Origin of the sequence: Rheinheimera sp. SA_1 (assembly GCF_001669775.1) — a bacterium.
Taxonomy (GTDB): Bacteria; Pseudomonadota; Gammaproteobacteria; order Enterobacterales; family Alteromonadaceae; genus Pararheinheimera.
This window is the reverse complement of the sequence record NZ_LXWK01000017.1, coordinates 222942-243125: the sequence shown is the minus strand read 5'-3', so window position 1 is coordinate 243125 and position 20184 is coordinate 222942. Positions and strand designations below refer to the sequence as shown.

The 20184-nt window shown below is 50.6% G+C and carries 12 protein-coding genes; 6 read left to right on the top strand and 6 right to left on the bottom strand.

What is annotated here, in order from left to right:
* Nucleotides 1-139: 139 nt before the first annotated feature.
* The 3 genes from A5320_RS16630 to xseA all read right to left on the bottom strand — a co-directional run bounded on the left by A5320_RS16630 (nt 140) and on the right by xseA (nt 6358).
* Complete coding sequence (locus A5320_RS16630; protein WP_068067458.1) at nt 140-2272, bottom strand: TonB-dependent receptor; 2133 nt, start codon at nt 2270-2272, stop codon at nt 140-142.
* Between the two features lie 35 nt (nt 2273-2307).
* A complete protein-coding gene (locus A5320_RS16625) occupies nt 2308-4887 on the bottom strand; it encodes a serine hydrolase (RefSeq protein ID WP_068067454.1) in 2580 nt (859 codons plus the stop codon).
* Between the two features lie 130 nt (nt 4888-5017).
* A complete protein-coding gene (gene xseA / locus A5320_RS16620; RefSeq protein WP_068067452.1) occupies nt 5018-6358 on the bottom strand; it encodes an exodeoxyribonuclease VII large subunit in 1341 nt (446 codons plus the stop codon).
* Between the two features lie 145 nt (nt 6359-6503).
* On the opposite strand from xseA, the gene guaB reads away from it, so the two are divergent.
* Both guaB and guaA read left to right on the top strand, forming a co-directional pair.
* Nucleotides 6504-7973, top strand: a complete 1470-nt coding sequence (guaB, locus tag A5320_RS16615; RefSeq protein ID WP_068067449.1) for an IMP dehydrogenase — start codon at nt 6504-6506, stop codon at nt 7971-7973.
* Between the two features lie 105 nt (nt 7974-8078).
* On the top strand, nt 8079-9656 hold the full coding sequence (gene guaA, locus A5320_RS16610) for a glutamine-hydrolyzing GMP synthase (protein WP_068067447.1): 1578 nt from the start codon (nt 8079-8081) through the stop codon (nt 9654-9656).
* A gap of 114 nt (nt 9657-9770) precedes the next feature.
* On the opposite strand, the gene A5320_RS16605 is transcribed toward guaA, so the two are convergent.
* Nucleotides 9771-9989 carry a hypothetical protein gene (locus A5320_RS16605; protein ID WP_068067446.1) on the bottom strand — a complete coding sequence of 73 codons (219 nt, stop codon included), beginning with the start codon at nt 9987-9989 and terminating at the stop codon, nt 9771-9773.
* Nucleotides 9990-10176: 187 nt separating this feature from the next.
* Between A5320_RS16605 and tadA the strand changes: the two genes are divergently transcribed.
* Nucleotides 10177-10755: a tRNA adenosine(34) deaminase TadA gene (gene tadA / locus A5320_RS16600; RefSeq protein WP_197490157.1), complete on the top strand. Its 579-nt coding sequence runs from the start codon at nt 10177-10179 to the stop codon at nt 10753-10755.
* Nucleotides 10756-10803: 48 nt separating this feature from the next.
* Here tadA and A5320_RS22165 read toward each other — a convergent pair whose 3' ends face one another.
* Together A5320_RS22165 and mltF are read right to left on the bottom strand one after the other, a co-directional pair.
* A complete protein-coding gene (locus A5320_RS22165) occupies nt 10804-10947 on the bottom strand; it encodes a hypothetical protein (RefSeq protein WP_197490173.1) in 144 nt (47 codons plus the stop codon).
* Between the two features lie 162 nt (nt 10948-11109).
* Nucleotides 11110-12624: a membrane-bound lytic murein transglycosylase MltF gene (gene mltF / locus A5320_RS16595; protein WP_068067440.1), complete on the bottom strand. Its 1515-nt coding sequence runs from the start codon at nt 12622-12624 to the stop codon at nt 11110-11112.
* 153 nt (nt 12625-12777) lie between these two features.
* Between mltF and purL the strand changes: the two genes are divergently transcribed.
* From purL to A5320_RS16580, 3 genes are all read left to right on the top strand, one after another.
* A complete protein-coding gene (gene purL, locus A5320_RS16590) occupies nt 12778-16680 on the top strand; it encodes a phosphoribosylformylglycinamidine synthase (RefSeq protein ID WP_068067439.1) in 3903 nt (1300 codons plus the stop codon).
* Between the two features lie 174 nt (nt 16681-16854).
* Entirely contained in the window at nt 16855-18096 is a 1242-nt protein-coding gene (locus A5320_RS16585; protein WP_068067437.1) for an HlyD family efflux transporter periplasmic adaptor subunit, read from the top strand.
* Entirely contained in the window at nt 18093-20180 is a 2088-nt protein-coding gene (locus A5320_RS16580) for a peptidase domain-containing ABC transporter (protein ID WP_068067435.1), read from the top strand. Before A5320_RS16585 ends, A5320_RS16580 begins: the two co-directional genes overlap by 4 nt.
* The last annotated feature ends 4 nt before the right edge of the window (nt 20181-20184 follow it).

The window sequence follows — 20184 nt, the reverse complement described above, 5'->3', positions numbered from 1 at the left end:
CCCATCTGCGTTGCCAGTGCTACATGCCCTACGTCGCGCAAATGATACCTGTTAAGCCCCGACAGTAGATGTTTAAAAAGTGTAATTTTTTATGTTGTTGGTGTCTTTCCCCGCAACTCGAGACCACACCAACAACAGCTTAAAATTTTACTTTGATACCAATAGATGGAAATATACCAATATTTTCATCAGCTTGGATCTGATAGCTTTGCGCCTGATCGTCTTTGCCAGCCATCAGATAATAACCGGAAATATTGCGCCGGTTCAGCACATTCAAAATGGCGTAGCTGTAAGTAGCCGGTAAACCAAACAACGTGCTGTCATAGTCAGCCTGTAAGTCCAGCCGATGATACAGTGGCAACGTTTCAGCGTTGTGCTCACCGTAAACCGCCACCCGGTAACCCGGGTTATAAGGGTTGGGTTTACTGCCCACAATAGCGCTGTATTTGGCACCGGAGCGCACCGTCAGCCGACCGCCCAATTTCCAGTTGTTACTTAGTTGATAGTTCAGCACCAGATTGGCAATCAGCGGCGTATCCAGATAATACTCGGTGGTGATCTGGCGCCGTTCATCGGTGCGATCAGCTTTTGACCAGCTGAGCGATGCCCAGCCGTCAAAGTTGCCAGCGGTTTTACTTTCTGGCGTTTTGCGTAACAACAATTCCACGCCATAAGCCCGGCCTGAAGTATCGTTGCTATAGTGTTTTGCCTGATCGGCATCCTGTTCGGTCAGCGCCAGTGGCAAACGACTGAGTTTTTTCAGATAAGTTTCAGCGCTGACTGACCAGTGGTCGTTTAGCTGATAATTGGCGCCAAACGCCAGATGGTCGGCCTTGGGTTGCAATAATTCGGGATTGCCGGTTTTTGGCAGCACGCTATCAATATCGCCAAACCTGCTGTATCGACCAGCTTTAAGCAGCAGTTCCAGCTGATCGGTCGCGGCAAAACTTAATTGACTACGGGGTAGGATCAACCGTTGTTTTTTCCCCTGTGGTGATAGCCGTTGTTGATAATCCTGCTGTTCCAGCCTGACACCCAATTGCCAATTCCAGGCTGGCGATAATTGCCATTGCTCAGTCACAAAAGCGCTGTCGCTACGGTAGCTGATATCGCCTTGATCCTGAATACGGTCACCACGTTGTTCAAAGCAGTCCGGCTGATGATCGGTGCAATAATAAGGCACGATATCAAAGCGATAATCTAGCTTGCGCTGCTGGGTTTCCAGACCAAAGTGCAATTGATGATCAGGGTGATATTGCCATTGGTTCAGCAACTGTACCGTGCGGGTTTTATCCTGATAACGGATAAACTGGCCGGCACCAAAACCGGTTTGTTGTTGATCGTCGAGTTGTTGCAGACTCAGTTGCAGCTGATAAACACCCGGCAGCTGGTATTGATATTGCGCCAGCTGACTGTCAAAACGGGCATGAATGTAGGCATCGCCGATGGTATCCGGGTCTGTTCTGCCTTGTTCGGAGTTCTTTGCGATGTTCGCCCGCGCTTCATCACGGGCACCGGCGGCCGTCAGGGTGAATTTATGCTGCTCGTCCGGTTGCCACAAATAGCGCGCCTGATAATCGGAGCTGGTCGGCGGCTGGTATAACGTTACATCGTCATCCAACTCATCACCTTTTTTGAAAAAATACTGCAGATTACTTTGCCGGTACGAAGTGTAAAACGCCTGGGTGTCGGTGATGGCGCCTTCTAGCAGCAAGCCAGATTGCATAAAACTCAGGTCGGCCACACCACCGATGTCCTGTTGCCTTGGGTCGCGCAGCTTAGCTGCAAATACCCCGCCAGTGGCATTGCCATACTCAGCACCAAAGGCTGCCGGATGGAGCTGGAAATCCTGTAGTAGATTCTCATTGAGGATGCTATTGCCAAAAATATGGAACAGGTAGCCGGCCGGTAGTCCGTCAATTAAAAACGCATTGTCATCTGGTGACGATCCACGCACCGCGGGCTGGCCACCGTAATCGCCATCCGCATAAACAACACCTGGTAGGCTGAATACGGCGGTGAGAGGGTCGTTCATCACCCCGGCCACCGAAAGCAGCTGCACCGTCGCGGCTGTTGGTTCTGTGTCAGAATTTAGTTTTTTGCCTTGGATACTCAGGCGTTCGATAGTTGGTTCTTCGCTGCTGGCTGCTACGGGTACGTGAAGGTCGTCGGCTTGGAGCGGCTGCGTCAACGCCAGGCCAGCCACCAACAAAGACAATCGAAAAGATTTCGGCAACGCCTCGCCGGTGGTGTGAAAAATCATAGTTTGCATACAAAAAATCCTGCAGTAAAAGGTGAGTGGCGGGCTTAAAGCGCTAACGCATGGCGGTATAGTTGCCCGGCCAGCTGATACAAAGCGATTTCATAGGCTTGGGTTTTTGCCGCGTCCGGGGCTAACCAATGCTGGCCATCACTATTGAGCAGCAGCACCAGACCGGTTTCAGTGGCGGTGTTGTAATACATCAGGCTGTTGGCACCGACAAAAAGCCCGGTGTGACCAACAAAATCGCCGGACTTATGCCAGAACAAGCCCGGAAATTCCGCACCAGGCACGCGGGGAACATTCAACCCAAGCACGGTTTGTTGCTTGGTCGCGTTAAAGCCAGGCAGCGGATATTGCGGGGTTTTGCTGGCGATAGCGGCCAAATAGCGTGCTAAATCATGCGCAGAGCTATGCAAAGAACCGGCGTAAAAATCGGAGGAACTGTAGCGTGGTAGCTGGATTAATTCGTCGCCAGCCGGAATGTACAGCTGGGCTGGCACTTGCTCGGTGGCCGTTGCCAGAGCGCTGCTATCGCTATTATCGGTATTGGCGCTATCCAGCGCCGGCCAGCTGGTATTTTTCAGCTGCAATGGCGCGAATATTTCCCGGGCGGACCAGCTGGCAAAAGGTTCGCCCAGCTGCTGCTCCAGCGCCAGACTGGCCAGTTCAGCGCCGACGTTGCTGTAATGGGTTTCACCTGGCGTGCCGAAATTTTCCGGCTGATAAAACGCGCCTGATTGTTGCAAATAGTCGGTCAGGAATAACTGGTGATCGCGCTGCGGTGCGGCGCAAGGTTGCTGATCTTCTGCCAGCAAGTTAAACAAGCTGCTACCGTCGTCTTGCAGGTAAATGGCACAAATCAGCGTTTGCGAGTGGTCGAGAATACCGGACTGATGCTGTGCCAATTCGCGCCACGACAACGGTTTGGCGTGGGCGACCGGCCAGTCGATACGCAGTGGCAAGGCAGGAAGTGGTGCTGCCGGGTTAATATTCAGCAAACCCATTGCCGTGCCAAGCATGGTTTTGCTGATCGATGCCGTGAGCACTGGCGTATCGGCGGTCATCGCTAGCTGCTGCTCAATATCGGCCATGCCATCGGCGAAACTGTGCACCACTTTGCCGTTGCGAACGAGCGCAGCAGCAAGGCCCGCTTGATTAAACTGCTGGCGGAATTGGCTGATCGCTTGCTGCACACCGGCCTGGTCCGGGCTATTCAGCGGCGCTGCTTTGATCTGTTGCAAGGCCACATCTAAGGCGGTCACGCTACCCAACGGCTGATCGAGGCTGACATAAGCGGCCGTGCTGATGTCTGGCAGGATACCTTGTACTTCCAGCAGCTGCTTTTGCGGGTCCAGATACAGTTCATTGCTGAGTCGATAACGACCGCCATTGGGTAAGGAACGTTCCAGAGCATTGGACATGGAGCCTTGGGTTGGCTCACCGATCAAGGTTGCTTGCGGCAAACTTTGCAGCGCCAGCGCCATCACTTCGCCCGCGCTGACGGTCATACCGCCGGTCAGGACCAGCAACGGTTGCAGATAAGGATTGGCTGCCGCGGGTAGCGTCAGCGACTCTAAAGTGCCCGAACGCAAGCTTTTACTGCCAATCACCCGGCTTTGTTGGTTAAAATGACTGACCAATGCAAAAGCCAACTGATCATCACCGCCGAAGTTAAAACGCAGGTCGAGCACCATCGCTTGGGTACCCGCCAATTTCTGTTTTATTTCCTGCATGGCGGTATCCGCCAATTTCAGCTCTGCCGGGAAACCCAACAAATAATCAAGGTTGTTTTCAACTGAGCTCCCGGACAGCAGACTCACCTGATTAAACCGCACATAACCAATATTGCCAGGCAGCAGGCCATAGCTGATATGTTCAGTCTGCAGTGGTTGTTGTAACCCTGGTTCAAGTAACAAACTGTCGATTTGCTGTTCGATGCTTTGTTGAATTTGTGTTTCCAGCTCAGCTGCTTGCTCTGGATCATCAGTTTGTGCCGCGATATCCACCAGGAAACCTTTAGTCGCGACGCCGGAGACGTAAAAATCCTCACCGATTGTTAAATCGACATGGGCATCGTTAAATTGACGGATGATTTCCCGGTAGTACTGTTGTTCCTGCAATGGCGTGGCCGTGGCAAATAACGGCTGATAGTGTTGATAAATTTGCTGCCAGTCGAGTTTGCGCTCTGGTAAAAATGCATAATATTGCTGCACGTCCTGCCAGAAAAATTCAAAGTTAACACTGGCACTTTGTTCACCATTCAGCGGTTTCTGGCACGCTTCAGACAACTGTTTGATCCGGCTCCAGCGACCAATGTAACCGCCATCCTCTGGCATGCTGAACTCGTCGCCAGTTTCATTGAGTTTTAATAACGTCAGCAGTTTTTGGCTGCTTTGGGCTGGATACTCAGTATTTTTTACACAACCCATTTTGTTGTGATAATAACTGACGATGTTGGTTGGGCTAATTTGCCAGACTTCGCCATAGCCGGCTTTTTGCCAGACGCCGGTTAGATCCTTTGTTTCGGTTTTTTTGTCATCACCACAACCACTGAGTAAAACAGCGCTGATGAGCGCGGCAGCGAGCGTAAGCTTGTATGGCTTTGGGGTATTGATATTTCGCATGGTTAACCTCCTTTTAAGTGAGGTAAAGGTTAACCAAAGGTAAGCAGGAGGACTGTTGTGAGTTTGAACCGGATCTGTAAGGGTCTGTAAGGAAGTTCACTACAACTGTTGAGAGATTGCCGCAGCCGGATCAGTCTGCTGCTTTAAGCTCTGTGACAGTGGCCGAAAAACCGCCGCTGGCAAGACGAACCTGCACCTTGTTACCCGCAGTAACTTGCTGCTGATCTTTAATCACCGCGCCATCTTCAGCAAACACAATACTATAACCGCGTTGTAAGGTGGCGAGCGGGCTGACGATATGCAGCTGGCCGGATAACCGCTGCCAACGCTGCAGCTGTTTTTGCTGCTGGCCTGCCATCGCCTGTTGCAGCTTGTGTTGTAACTGCTGCAACTGCAGTTGCTGGCGTTGTAAACGTTGCTGCGGTGATACCAAAGCCAATGATTTTTGCTGCAATTGCAGCTGCTGCGCTTTACGCGTTAAGCGTTGTTGCATCGCCTGATTCAGCCGGATTTGCAGCTCATCCAGTCGTTGCTGTTGCTGCTGCAACCGTCTGGCCGGATGCAACAATTGCAATTTACTGTGCTGATGTAAAAACTGCTGCGCGGCAAAACCTAAACGTTGGCGCATGCTTTGCGCCAGTCGTTGCTTCAATTGCATCAGCTGGGTTAATTGATGTTGTTGATCAGGCGATACTAATTCGGCTGCGGCCGAAGGCGTAGCAGCACGCAGATCTGCCACAAAATCACTAATGGAAAAATCAATTTCATGGCCAACAGCGCTAACGATTGGGATCGGGCAAAACGCGATTGTGCGCGCCAGTGTTTCGTCGTTAAAACACCACATGTCTTCTAACGAACCACCGCCTCGTCCGATAATCAACACATCACATTCATTGCGGCGGATCGCCATTTGCAGAGCGGCGGTTAAATCGCTGGCAGCCTGCGCGCCTTGCACTAAAGATGGGTAAATGATTACTTCAAGGCCCGGCGCCCGGCGTTGTAGCACGGTTAAAATATCGCGGATGGCGGCACCGGTGGGGGAAGTGATCACGCCAATGGTGCGCGGATTCAATGGCAATGGCTTTTTCCGCTCAGGCGCAAACAAGCCTTCGGCAGCCAATTTTGCTTTGAGTTGCTCATATTGCTGGCGCAGCAAGCCATCACCGGCCGGTTCAATAAAATCGGCTAATAACTGATATTCACCACGTGGTTCGTACACGCTAATGCGCGCCCGCACCATCACTTGCTGGCCATTGCGCGGGGTAAAGGCTGCGTTGCGATTGCTGGTCTTAAACATCGCTACTTTGACCTGAGCCGCTTGATCTTTCAAAGAAAAATACCAGTGGCCTGAACTGGCAGCGACAAAATTCGACACTTCCCCGACCAGCCATAACTGCCGGAATTGTAGCTCCAGCGTCAGGCGAACTTCAGAGTTTAAGCGGGAAACGGTGTAGATGTCGGCTTGTTGCATAAGGTCAGTTTTACGGTGTGTGAATAGGTGATCCTGTGGTTAATCTACCACAAAACTAAAAAATGCGTTGTGACGGACGGCAAAAGCGCCTAAAATAGCGCCGCAACATTCCCAGATTTTTAATCCACACAGCGAGATTGTTGCAATGCTCAGGATCGTGAAAGAAGCGCTCACATTTGACGACGTGTTACTTGTCCCAGCGCACTCCACAGTGTTACCCCACACCGCAGATCTGCGGACTCAACTGACCAGCAAAATCACTCTGAATATCCCGATGGTGTCAGCCTCGATGGATACAGTGACCGAAGCACGCCTTGCTATTGCCTTAGCACAAGAAGGCGGTCTGGGTTTTATCCACAAAAACATGACCATCGAAGAACAAGCCGCCAACGTTCGTAAAGTAAAAAAATACGAAAGTGGTGTGGTGCGTGATCCGGTGACAGTGCGTCCGGAACAAACAGTTCGCGACGTACAACAACTCTCTCATCAACACGGTTTCTCCGGTTTCCCGGTGGTCGATGCTGACAACAACTTAGTTGGTATCGTGACTGGCCGTGACTTAAACGTTGAAACCAATCCACAAGCGGCAATTTCTTCGGTGATGACCCCACGCGAGCGTCTGGTTACAGTCCACGAAGATTCACCACGTCAGGACGCGTTAAACCTGATGCATAAACACCGCATCGAAAAAGCTTTAGTCGTGGATAACGACTTTAAACTGAAAGGTTTAATTACCGTTCGCGATTATTACAAAGCCGCCAGCAAACCAAATGCCTGTAAAGATGAATTTGGTCGGTTGCGCGTAGGCGCTGCGGTTGGTGTGGGCCCGGGCACTGACGAGCGGATTGCTGCGTTAGTTGAAGCCGGTGTTGATATTCTGCTGATTGATACGTCCCATGGTCACTCGCAAGGCGTGATTGACCGGGTGAAACAAACCCGCGCTATGTACCCGGATTTACAAATTGTCGCCGGTAACGTGGCCACAGCTGAAGGCGCTAAAGCGCTGGCAGATGCCGGTGCCAACGCAGTAAAAGTCGGTATTGGTCCAGGTTCTATTTGTACCACGCGGATTGTCACCGGTTGTGGTGTGCCACAAATCACGGCTATTGCTGATGCAGTTGAAGGCGTGAAAGGCACTGACGTTTGTATTATCGCCGATGGCGGTATTCGTTTTTCAGGTGATGTGTCCAAAGCGTTAGTGGCTGGCGCACATTGCGTGATGGTCGGTTCAATGTTTGCCGGTACTGAAGAAGCGCCGGGTGAAGTTGAGCTGTATCAGGGCCGTTATTACAAATCTTACCGCGGTATGGGTTCGTTAGGCGCCATGGCGCAGCGTAATGGCTCATCTGACCGTTATTTCCAGGGCAGCAACAACGCGGAAAAACTGGTACCGGAAGGCATTGAAGGCCGGGTTGCTTACAAAGGCCCAATCGAAAACATCATTCACCAGCAAATGGGCGGTTTACGCTCATCGATGGGTCTGACCGGTTGCGAGACCATTGACATCCTGCGCACCAAGCCAGTGTTTGTCAAAGTGACGTCAGCGGGTATGGGCGAGTCCCACGTCCACGACGTCCAGATCACCAAAGAAGCGCCAAACTACCGTATTGGCTAAGTTCAAAGCGCCGGCAGCCATGCCGGCGTTGTTTTTATCGTTGGTGCATGCCAGCGTGGTTTTTCCGGTCGGCGCTTGCCGGCCCGCTACCGACACAAGGTTGATATGAGCAAAAATATCCATTTCCACCGTATTCTGATCCTCGACTTCGGTTCGCAATATACCCAGTTAATCGCGCGTCGTGTCCGCGAAATCGGCGTTTATTGTGAACTCTGGGCCTGGGATGTCACTGCAGAGCAAATCGCTGAATTTAACCCAACCGGTATTATTTTATCCGGTGGTCCGGAAAGTGTGACTGAAGCTGGTTCGCCGCGCGCGCCGCAATATGTATTTGAAGCCAACGTGCCGGTATTAGGCGTCTGCTACGGTATGCAGACCATGGCTGAACAGCTTGGCGGCAAAGTTTCTGGTTCAGACAAACGTGAATTTGGTTATGCCCAGGTCGAGATTATCGCCAATAACCCGATGTTCGCTGGTATTGAAGATCACGTGAATGATAAAGGCCACGGTTTACTCGATGTCTGGATGAGCCACGGCGATAAAGTAGTGGAAATCCCGGCCGGATTTGTCACTACAGCGCAGACGCCAACTTGCCCACATGCCGCCATGGCGAACGAAGCCAAGCAATTTTACGGCGTGCAGTTCCACCCGGAAGTGACCCATACCCGTCAGGGCATGCGGATGCTGGAACAATTTATTGTTGATATCTGCGGTTGTGAAAAACTGTGGACACCAGCCACCATTATTGAAGAGGCTATTGCCAATATCAAACGTCAGGTTGGCGACGATCAGGTGATTTTAGGCCTGTCCGGTGGCGTTGATTCGTCGGTGGTAGCGATGCTGCTGCACCGCGCTATCGGCAAAAACCTGACCTGTGTGTTTGTCGATAACGGCTTGTTGCGTTTAAACGAAGGCCAGCAAGTGATGGACATGTTTGGCGACCATTTTGGTCTGAACATTATTCATGTCAAAGCCGAAGACCGTTTCCTGAATGCCCTAGCTACCGAAGCTGAGCCAGAAGCCAAACGCAAAATCATTGGCCGGGTTTTTGTCGAAGTGTTTGACGAAGAAGCGAAAAAACTGAGCAATGCCAAATGGTTAGCACAAGGCACCATTTATCCGGACGTAATTGAATCGGCTGCTTCGAAAACCGGCAAAGCCCATGTGATTAAATCACACCATAACGTCGGCGGCTTGCCAGCGGAAATGAAAATGGGCTTGGTTGAGCCATTGCGCGAACTGTTTAAAGACGAAGTGCGCAAAGTGGGTCTGGCGCTTGGTCTGCCATACGATATGCTGTACCGTCACCCGTTCCCAGGCCCTGGTTTAGGCGTGCGGGTGCTGGGCGAAGTGAAAAAAGAATACTGCGATTTACTGCGCAAAGCCGATGCCATCTTTATTGAAGAGCTGCATAAATCCGGCTGGTACGAACAAGTCAGTCAGGCATTCACGGTATTCCTGCCGGTAAAATCAGTTGGCGTGATGGGTGATGGCCGCAAATACGACTGGGTGGTGTCACTGCGTGCGGTACAAACCGTCGACTTTATGACCGCACACTGGGCGCACCTGCCGTACGAGCTGCTGGGTCTTGTGTCGAACCGGATCATCAATGAAGTGAATGGTATTTCACGCGTGGTGTACGACGTGTCGGGCAAACCACCAGCGACGATTGAGTGGGAATAACCATTTGATAAATAATAAAAAAGGCGCTTCGGCGCCTTTTTTGTATCTCTGAATATCTTCAATACTGTAGTCACTGCTATCAGCGCACCTTTCTATTAGCGCACCTAGAGCAATTTATAACTGGTCGATCTGTTGCTTCAGGGTATAAGACTTGTCGGTGACAATGGCTTCTAAAGTGGCAACCCGCTTTTTCAGCTCGGTAATTTCTTGTTGTAACGTATCGTTGGCTGCGCTGCCGCTATGTAACTTCACTTTGGTTTTGGTGTGTTGCTCATAAAAAGCATATGCAAAAGCCAATACCACAGCGACAAATCCTACATCAAAAACACCCATGATTATTTCCTTCTTCTCTGATTGATAACTGACGACAGCAATTGTTATACCAAAGTAATAGTCATTTAAAAACAGTAGCTTACATATTTGTTGTGGCAAGGTATTTTCTGTTGCACCAGATAATAGTCAATTTTACCAGTCGACAATGGTAAAATTCCCTGATTACTTCACTGTTGAGCACCAGAAGATGGATGAAATTAAGCCGCCTATTGTCAGGGATATCAGGGGCGATGCTAAGAGTGACGCTGACAGTCAGCAACATTCCGACGAACGCTGGATGCGTCACGCGCTGATGTTGGCCGACAAAGCCGAGCAAGCCGGTGAAATTCCGGTCGGCGCAGTGCTGGTCAAAGATAATCAGGTTATTGGCGAAGGCTGGAATATGTCGATTTGTCAGCATGACCCATCGGCGCATGCTGAAATGTTGGCAGTGCGGCAAGGGGCGCAGCAACTACAGAATTATCGGCTACTTGAGACAACTTTGTATGTGACGTTGGAGCCTTGTGCGATGTGTGCCGGTTTGCTGGTGCATAGTCGGGTGGGGCGACTGGTGTTTGGTGCCTTTGATGCTAAAACCGGGGCTGTCGGGTCGGTAATGAATTTGGTGCAACATCCGGTGCTCAATCACCAGTTGCTGGTGACCGGTGGTGTGCTAGCGGAAGAGTGTGGGGCAAAACTGTCGGAATTTTTCCGTAAGCGCCGGCAACACCATAAGCAGCAAAAGGAACTAGCAGCGATGTTGAAATCTCAAGCGGCCGGAGAGTAGATTCGGATTATTTAAGCGTCGTCAGGCTATCCATAGTCAAGGGCAGCATCAGGTTAGCATTTCTGACTGGTGCTGATGTTGGGTGATGGTCTGATAATTACGTTGCCGACGATGTAATTTCATTACCGCCAGGCTGCGTTTGACCCGGCGCCGCACGGCGCTGACATCCATAATTCGACGCTTTCGCAGCATCTTTGGTTTTTTCCGTCTGAGCATGGGTGATGTCCTGTGTTCGCTAATCACAACTCTTGGCCGAGTTGCTGGAGTTATTTTCACTATAACCAGCTATGTCGGCATTCTCAAGACGGCTTGATGGCTGGAAACTATGGGGCAAGCTTTTACTGCTGCTAATTTTTACTGGTTTTTACTGGTTTTTGCAGGTGACTGCAGCTGGTTGGTTTTGGCATCGGCTGCTGCTTTTTTTTCCGGCGCTTTTGCCGGTAGTTGCTTCGTCGCAGCAGCGTTGGTAGGTAACTCAGCATATTCTTCAGCAAGCTTCTGTTTTTGTTGCTGAATTTTTAGCTCTGATTGCTTTTTCTCATCAACCCACAGCAATGTGTCGTAATAACGGCGGATATTTTCCACGTAATACACGGCATGGTCGCCGCGGGCATAACCGGTGCGGGTCTGGCTGTAGTATTTGCGTTGTTTCAGTAGCGGCAAGCGCTGTTTTACTTCAGCCCATTTGTCCGGATCGGCACCGTCTTTTTCAGTCAGCCGCCGCGCACTGTCGACATGGTTGTAGCCGATATTATAAGCCGCCAGTGCAAACCACAGTCGATCCGGCATGTTGACCCGCTCTGGAATTCGATCCAGCAGTCTTTGCAGATAACGGCTGCCGCCACGAATACTTTGCGCCGCATCGACCCGGCTAGTAACTTTCATTAAAGTCGCCGTGGGAACCGTTAACATCATCATCCCAACCACGCCTTGTGGACTGCGGGCTTTAGGGTCCCAACGTGATTCCTGATAGGCAATGGCCGCTAAAAACCGCCAGTCGTGGCTACCGGCATGTTGTTCGAACAAGGCGCGATAGCGCGGCAAGGTGCGATCGATGGCTTCAATATAATCCAAGGTGTCGGCATAGTTAAATTTGCGGACATGGCCAAAATATTTGTCCTCCAGCGTCAGCAATTCGGCGCCTTCATAGCTTCGACCGAAAAATTCGACCATCACGCTAAAGAGTGAATCGTCGTTATTTTTGGGCAATAACCAGGCGACCGGTTGTTTGCTTTTTAGCACCAACGCTACTCCAAGATCCGGATAAAACCGCTGATTAATCGCCAGCACATGGGAATCGGCCACGGTGTAACTGATTTTCCCTTCAGCCACTTGTTGCAGGAGTTCGGTCGAATCATCGGTGCTGTTCAAGCTGACAGTCAGATCCGGAAATTCTGCTTTTTTGGCGAGTACAGTTTCGGCTTGGCTAGAGCCCTGGATCACCACCACCGGCTCCGTCAGCTCAGCAAGGCTTTTGGGTTTTTTGCTGCTTTGTTTAAACACCAGCACTTCGTCGCTCAGCTGATAAGCGGGTGCCAGTCGATATTGCTGACGCAGGCTTTGTGAAACGGTTGAACCGGCTGCGATCACGTCGACCTGGCCGGAATTGAGTTTTTGTAACAATTCTTCGAGGTGAAAACTAGGAACCAGATCTAATTTCACCCCTAGCCGGTCGGCTAAAGCGACCGCTAATTCGTACTCGTAACCGGTGGGGCCGTCGGCGGCAACGTAGTAACTGGTAGGGCCGTTTAAGATGCCAACGCGAATGCTATCCCGTTGATAGATTTGATGTAAATGCATAGGTTCAGGCGCCGGTGTACAAGCCACCAGCACTGAAGTCAGCATTAAAATCAACATCAAAAACCGCATCAACCTACACTCTTCCTAAATTTCAGGCGCCTGTTATACCAAAATTCCGGGCAGCAGTCAGTTTTTACTCATACCCTTTAGACGCGATCTTCTATATAATGCGGCGCCTGATTTGAGGTTCCATCGACGTTCAACCCACGGGAAAAAAAGCCTATGTTGATCCTGCGTGGTGCACCAGCACTGTCCGAGTTCAGAATTCAAAAGTTCATTGATCAATGCGCCAAAGCGGCGTTGCCTGTCACCAGTTTGTATGCCGAGTTTGTTCATTTTGCCGATCTGACCGCTGAATTAGGCGCTGATCAGTTAAACGTACTCGATAAATTGCTGACCTACGGACCTACCATCACCAGTCATCAACCCAGCGGTACTTTATTGCTGGTCACGCCACGTCCAGGCACCATTTCGCCATGGTCATCCAAAGCCACTGATATTGCCCACAATTGCGGTCTCACTCAGGTCAAACGCTTAGAGCGTGGTCTGGCGTATTATGTTGATACCAGCCGCGCCTTAACGGCAGCTGAGCAGCAACAAGTAGCGGCGCTGTTGCACGATCGAATGATGGAATCGGTGTTTACAGAACTGCAGCAGGCTCAAGCCTTGTTCCGTAAAGCAGAACCGGCAGCTTTAGCTTCGGTGGATATCTTAGCTGGTGGCCGTGCAGCTTTAGCTGAAGCAAATATCCGCTTAGGCTTGGCATTAGCCGATGATGAAATCGACTATCTGGTCAGCAATTTCAACACCTTAGGCCGTAATCCAAACGACATCGAACTTTATATGTTCGCGCAGGCCAACTCTGAGCACTGCCGTCACAAGATTTTTAACGCCGACTGGACCATCGACGGTGTAGAACAGCCTAAGTCGCTGTTTAAAATGATTAAAAACACCATGGCAGTCACGCCGGATTATGTGTTGTCAGCCTACAAAGACAACGCTGCGGTAATGGAAGGCTCTAAAGCCGGCCGGTTTTTCCCAAAACCAGATTCCCAGGAATACCAATATCACCATGAAGATATTCATGTGCTGATGAAAGTTGAAACTCACAACCACCCAACGGCGATTTCGCCATTCCCAGGTGCTGCAACCGGCTCTGGCGGCGAAATTCGTGATGAAGGCGCGACCGGTGTTGGGTCAAAGCCAAAAGCGGGTTTGGTTGGTTTTTCAGTGTCGAACTTACGGATCCCGGGTTTTGAACAGCCGTGGGAAACCGATTTTGGTAAACCAGATCGGATTGTGACAGCCCTCGATATCATGATCGACGGCCCACTCGGCGGCGCAGCCTTTAACAACGAATTTGGTCGGCCGAATATCTTAGGTTATTTCCGCACCTACGAAGAAAAAGTGCCAAGCCACAATGGCGACGAAGTGCGTGGTTACCACAAGCCAATTATGTTAGCTGGTGGTCTGGGTAACATTCGCGCTGAACACGTGCAAAAAGGTGATTTACCGGTTGGCGCTAAGCTGGTGGTTTTAGGCGGCCCAGCGATGAATATCGGTTTGGGTGGTGGTGCCGCTTCGTCGATGGCTTCTGGTCAGTCGGCGGAAGATTTAGATTTTGCTTCAGTGCAGCGCGAGAACCCGGAAATTGAACGCCGTTGTCAGGAAGTGATCGACCGTTGCTGGCAGTTAGGCGCGGACAACCCAATCGTGTTTATTCACGACGTGGGTGCCGGTGGTTTATCCAACGCCTTCCCGGAGCTGGTGAACGACGGTGGGGTTGGCGGCAAGTTTGAACTGCGTAACGTCCCGAACGACGAGCCAGGCATGTCGCCGCTGGAAATCTGGTGTAACGAATCGCAAGAGCGGTATGTAATGGCCATTCCGGCGGACAAAATGCCGGTGTTTGAGCAAATCTGTAAACGCGAACGTGCCCCGTATGCGGTCGTTGGTGAAGCGACCGCTGAAAAACACTTAACGCTGTCAGACAAGCATTTTGGTAATACGCCAATTGACCTGCCGCTGTCAGTGCTGCTTGGCAAAGCGCCAAAAATGCACCGCGATGTGGAGTCAAAACAAACGGCCGGTAAGGCGTTAGATTTCGCTGGTGTTAGCGTTACTGAAGCGACTGAACGGTTATTACGTTTACCGACTATCGCCGAAAAAACCTTTTTAATCAGCATCGGTGACCGTTCTGTCACCGGTATGGTAGCGCGCGACCAAATGGTTGGCCCATGGCAGGTGCCGGTGGCGAACTGTGCGGTCACCACAGCTGCACTTGATACTTATCACGGCGAAGCCATGTCATTGGGCGAACGTACGCCAGTTGCCCTGTTAGACTTTGCTGCTTCAGCACGGCTGGCGGTGGCAGAAGCCATTACCAACATCGCCGCCACTGATATTGGTGAATTAAAACGGATTAAATTGTCGGCCAACTGGATGTCTGCGGCCGGTCACCCGGGCGAGGATGCCGGTTTATATGCTGCGGTCAAAGCCATTGGTGAAGAGTTGTGTCCGGCGCTGGAAGTGACTATTCCGGTTGGCAAAGATTCGATGTCGATGAAAACTAAATGGCAACAAAACGGTGAAGAAAAAGCTGTGACCTCGCCATTGTCACTAGTGATCACCGCCTTTGCCCGGGTTGAAGATGTGCGTAAAACTGTCACGCCACAACTTCGCACCGATAAAGGCGCTTCGTCGTTATTACTGATTGATTTAGGCCTCGGCGAAAACCGCTTAGGTGCCTCTTGTTTAGCACAGGTGTACAAACAGCTGGGTCAATCGGCACCGGATTTGGCCTCGCCAGAACTTTTGATCAACTTTTTTAATGCGGTGCAGAAGCTGACGGCTGAGCAAAAACTGCTTGCCTACCATGACCGTTCAGACGGTGGTGTGTTGCTGACATTAGCGGAAATGGCTTTTGCTGGTAAAGCGGGTTGGACTGTGGATGTATCATCACTTGGCTTGGCAGCACAAGATGATTTATCGGTGTTGTTTAGCGAAGAGCTGGGTGCAGTCATTCAGGTGGCAGATTCAGAACTTGGTTACGTGCAGCAAGTGCTGTCTGACTTTAATCTGGCAGCCAACAGCCATCTGTTAGGCGCGGTAAACAACAGCGACGAGCTGACGGTACGCCGTGGCAACAACGTGGTTTTCAGCGATTCACGCACTCGTCTGCGCAGCATTTGGGCTGAAACCACTTATCAAATGCAAGCGCTGCGGGATAACCCAGATTGTGCCAAACAAGAATTTGAAGCCAAGTCGGATAAAACCGATCCGGGCCTCAACGTCAAGTTAAGCTTTGACTTAAATGAAGATGTGGCTGCGCCTTATATTCTCAAAGGTGTAAAACCACGGATTGCCGTGCTGCGTGAACAAGGCGTCAATTCACACGTTGAAATGGCAGCTGCCTTTAACCGCGCTGGTTTTACTGCGGTTGACGTGCATATGTCCGATATTCTGTCGGGTCGCAGAGGCCTCGAAGAATTTAACGGCTTAGTCGCTTGTGGTGGTTTCTCTTACGGTGACGTATTAGGCGCCGGTGAAGGTTGGGCAAAATCCATTCTGTTTAACGACAAAGCACGCTCTGAATTTGCCCGGTTCTTTGAACGCGACAGCACTTTCACACTTGGTGTTTGTAACGGTTGTCAGATGGTGTCGAACCTGAAGTCGCTGATCCCGGGTGCGGATTTGTGGCCACGTTTCGTGCGTAATAAATCAGACCGCTTTGAAGCACGGTTTAGCCTGGTACAAGTGCAGCAAAGCCCGTCAGTGCTGATGGCTGGCATGGCTGGCTCACAAATGCCGATCGCCGTATCGCACGGTGAAGGCCATGCTGAATTTGCTAATGCTGCAGCTTTAGCTGCAGCCGAGCAAAGCGGTACCATCGCGCTGCGGTTTGTCGATAACCATGGCCAGGTGACGCAACAATACCCGAACAATCCAAATGGTTCACCGAACGGTATTACTGCACTTACCACGACTGATGGCCGCGTCACCATCATGATGCCGCACCCGGAGCGGGTATTCCGCGCCGTCAGCAACAGCTGGCATCCGGATGAGTGGCAAGAAGATAGCCCGTGGATGCGGATGTTCCGCAATGGTCGGATTTTCTTGGGGTAATTCTAAGGATTTCGGAAAAAGCCTGCCTTGTGCAGGCTTTTTTGTCACTGCGTTTTCCCGGTTATCGACCGCTGATTTAATTCGATTGCCGCGCTCAGCCAGAGCCGATATGCTGGTTCTGCAAATATTCTGGCATTAAGTATTTTCACTACACCCACAATAATAAGAGAGTTGATGAATTCACTATTTCGCCCTGAAGCTGTCGCCCGGCAACAACAACGTTTGCAAGGTGAAGTCAGCTTAACCCGGCCACCAGCATTGGTATGGCTGACCTGGTTAATTGGCACTATCGCCTTGATCAGTCTTATATTTTTATTGAGCGGCGACTATCAGCGTAAACAAACCGCTGTTGGTTTATTGCAACCAGAGCAAGGCGTAGTCCGGTTACAAACCAGCAGTGCAGGGGTGGTCAGTCGCGTGCTGGTCAAAGAAGGCGACCTGGTGACGCAAGGCCAGCCTTTGTTGCAGTTAAAGTCCCGCCTTTACTCTGAAGGCCAGCCGGAACTGAATGCCACTTTATTGCAGGAACGGCAGTCGATGATGGACGCATTGCTGGCGCAAAAGCATAAAAATCAGCAGAAACATCAATTAATGCTGACAGAAACCCAGCAAAAAATTAGCAGTCTAGAGCTGCAACTTATTGAATTAAATCAACAGATCCGCACCTTTGGCGAGCGGCTGAAACTCAACCAGCAACAAGTCACTCAGCTGCAAAAGCTTAACGGCACCGGTTACATTTCGGAAATTGAACTCAACCGGCAACGCGATTTATTGTTGTCTTTGCAGCAGCAGGACAAAGTGCTGAATGGTCAGCAATTGGCGCTGTCGGAGCAACTTTCACAGCAGCAAAATCTGTTGCAACAATTGCCGCTGCAATATCAGCAAGAGCTGACGCAGCTGGAGCAGCAAATCTCCGAACATAAAAACCAGCTGGCACGGCTGCAACACGAACAAAGCAGCTTGATCATTGCGCCGGTCGCAGGTGTAGTCAGTGCGCTACTGGTAAAAGAAGGTCAGCAACTGAATCAGGGCGTGTCGGCGCTGAGTATTCTGCCTGCGCACAATCAGCTAGAGGCCATTTTGTACTTACCAACCCGGGCCATCGCTTTTGTCGAACCCGGTCAGCAAGCACGTATTCGGTATCACGCATTTCCATATCAGCGTTTCGGCGTGCATCAAGCCGAAATTATTGAAGTCAGCAGCACGGTGCTGTTGCCCAATGAAGTGACCGACGTGATGTTGAAGGAACCGAGTTACCGGTTGCGGCTAAAACTGAGTGCGCAGCAAATCAGTGCCTATAACCGCGAGTTGCCGCTCAAAGCCGGCATGTCGCTGGAGGCCGATATTGTCACTGAACAACGTAGTTTATTACAGTGGTTATTTGACCCGATTTACAGTATTCAGGGACGGTTATGATGAACAATCCGGCAGCGCAACTTACCTGGTGGAGTGGTCAGCGTTTACCCTTAGTGCTGCAAACCGAAGCCGCGGAATGTGGTTTAGCTTGTCTGGCGATGGTCAGCGGCTTTCATGGTTATCACACTGATTTAAATGAACTTCGGCAAAAATTCGAATTATCGATAGAAGGCTGCACTTTACTGGATTTAATGAAATTCGCCGAACGACTGGAGCTGACCAGCCGGCCGCTGCGGATTGAACTGGATGATTTGGCTGCGCTTAGCACACCCTGCATTTTGCACTGGGACATGAATCATTTTGTGGTGCTGAAAGAAGTCAAAGCCGGTCGCTGCGTGATTTTGGATCCGGCGTACGGCGAGCGAACGATGTTGTTGTCAGAAGTCTCCAATCACTTTACCGGCATTGCGCTGGAATTGTTGCCAACCACCGATTTCAGCAGCAAAGAGACCGTCAGTAAACTTGGCTTATCGGATTTCTGGTCAAAAATCACCGGCTTTAAACGCTCGTTATTCCTGCTGATGTCGCTGTCGTTATTGCTGCAACTGTTCACACTCGTTGCGCCTTATTATATGCAGTTGGTGGTGGACGATGTGCTGCTAACATCTGACGACAATCTATTGATTATTCTCGCTGTTGGCTTTTCGTTGGTACTGCTGTTTGAAGTGACCACCAATACAGTGCGCAGTTTTGTGCTGCTGCATTTTGGTAATTCGCTGAATATTCAGATGGCGTCGAATCTATTTCATCATCTCATCCGGCTACCTTTAGGTTATTTTGAAAAACGCCATATCGGCGACGTGTTATCGCGCTTTGGATCCCTCAATCAGGTGCGTGAACTGCTGACCACGGGGCTGATTGAAACCCTGATCGATGGGGTGATGGCGCTGGCGATTTTGGTTGTCATTTTTATCTATAGTCCCCAACTCTCGGTGGTGGTGCTAGCGGCTGTGGCTTTGTATGCTTTGTTCCGGTTGGCGCTGTACCACAAAGTTCGGCATATCACTGAGCAAAAAATTCTGGCGGATTCCAAAGAGCAATCGAATTTCATCGAAACAGTGCGGGCAATTCAGACTATTAAACTGTTTGGCGCCGAGGTAAGACGCGAAGGCGGCTGGCAAAATCTGAATGTCGAAGCCACCAACAAAGATATGCAGCTTGGCGTGTTTAACATTAGTTTTCAGACCTGCAACCGTTTGTTGTTTGGTCTGGAGAATATTCTGGTGGTGTATTTAGGCGCGAAACTGGTACTGGCCGGTGGTTTTAGTACCGGTATGTTGTTTGCGTTTATGGCCTATAAAAGCCAGTTTATGGAGCGGATGGCGCGACTGATTGAAAAAGCCATTCAGTTCCGCATGCTTAATTTACATTTTGAGCGGTTGGGTGATGTAGCCCTGACCAAAAAGGAACAAGTTTACCCTGAACAAGTGCGGCCACATCAGATCCACGGCAATCTGGAAATTCGGGGTGTGAGTTTTGCCTACAGTGATGTGACCGGGCCGGTGCTGGCTGATCTTAGTCTGAACATTCAGGCCGGTGAATCAGTGGCCTTAGTTGGCCCTTCTGGTTGTGGTAAAACCACGCTGATGAAACTGATGTTGGGGTTGTTGCAACCGAAACAGGGCCAGGTGTTGATAGACGGCATTCCACTGGCACAGTTAGGGTTGGCGCAGTATCGCGGTCAAATCGCTGCGGTGATGCAGGATGATCAACTGTTATCCGGCTCTATTCGCGACAATATCGCCTTTTTTGATGACAGTTTTGACATGGAACAGATCATCGCCTGCGCGCAGATGGCGTCGATTGCTGATGACATTAGTAAAATGCCGATGGGCTACAACAGTTTGATTGGCGATATGGGATCGGCGCTGTCAGGTGGCCAGAAGCAGCGAATTTTGTTGGCGCGGGCGTTATACCGCAAGCCACGGATTTTATTTATGGACGAAGCCACCAGTCATCTTGATACCAAAACCGAGTCTTTTGTTAGCCAGGCGATGCAACAACTGTCGATCACCAGAGTCATTATCGCCCATCGCCCTGAAACTATTGCTTCGGTCGATCGGGTGATTGAACTTCACAGCTAAATGT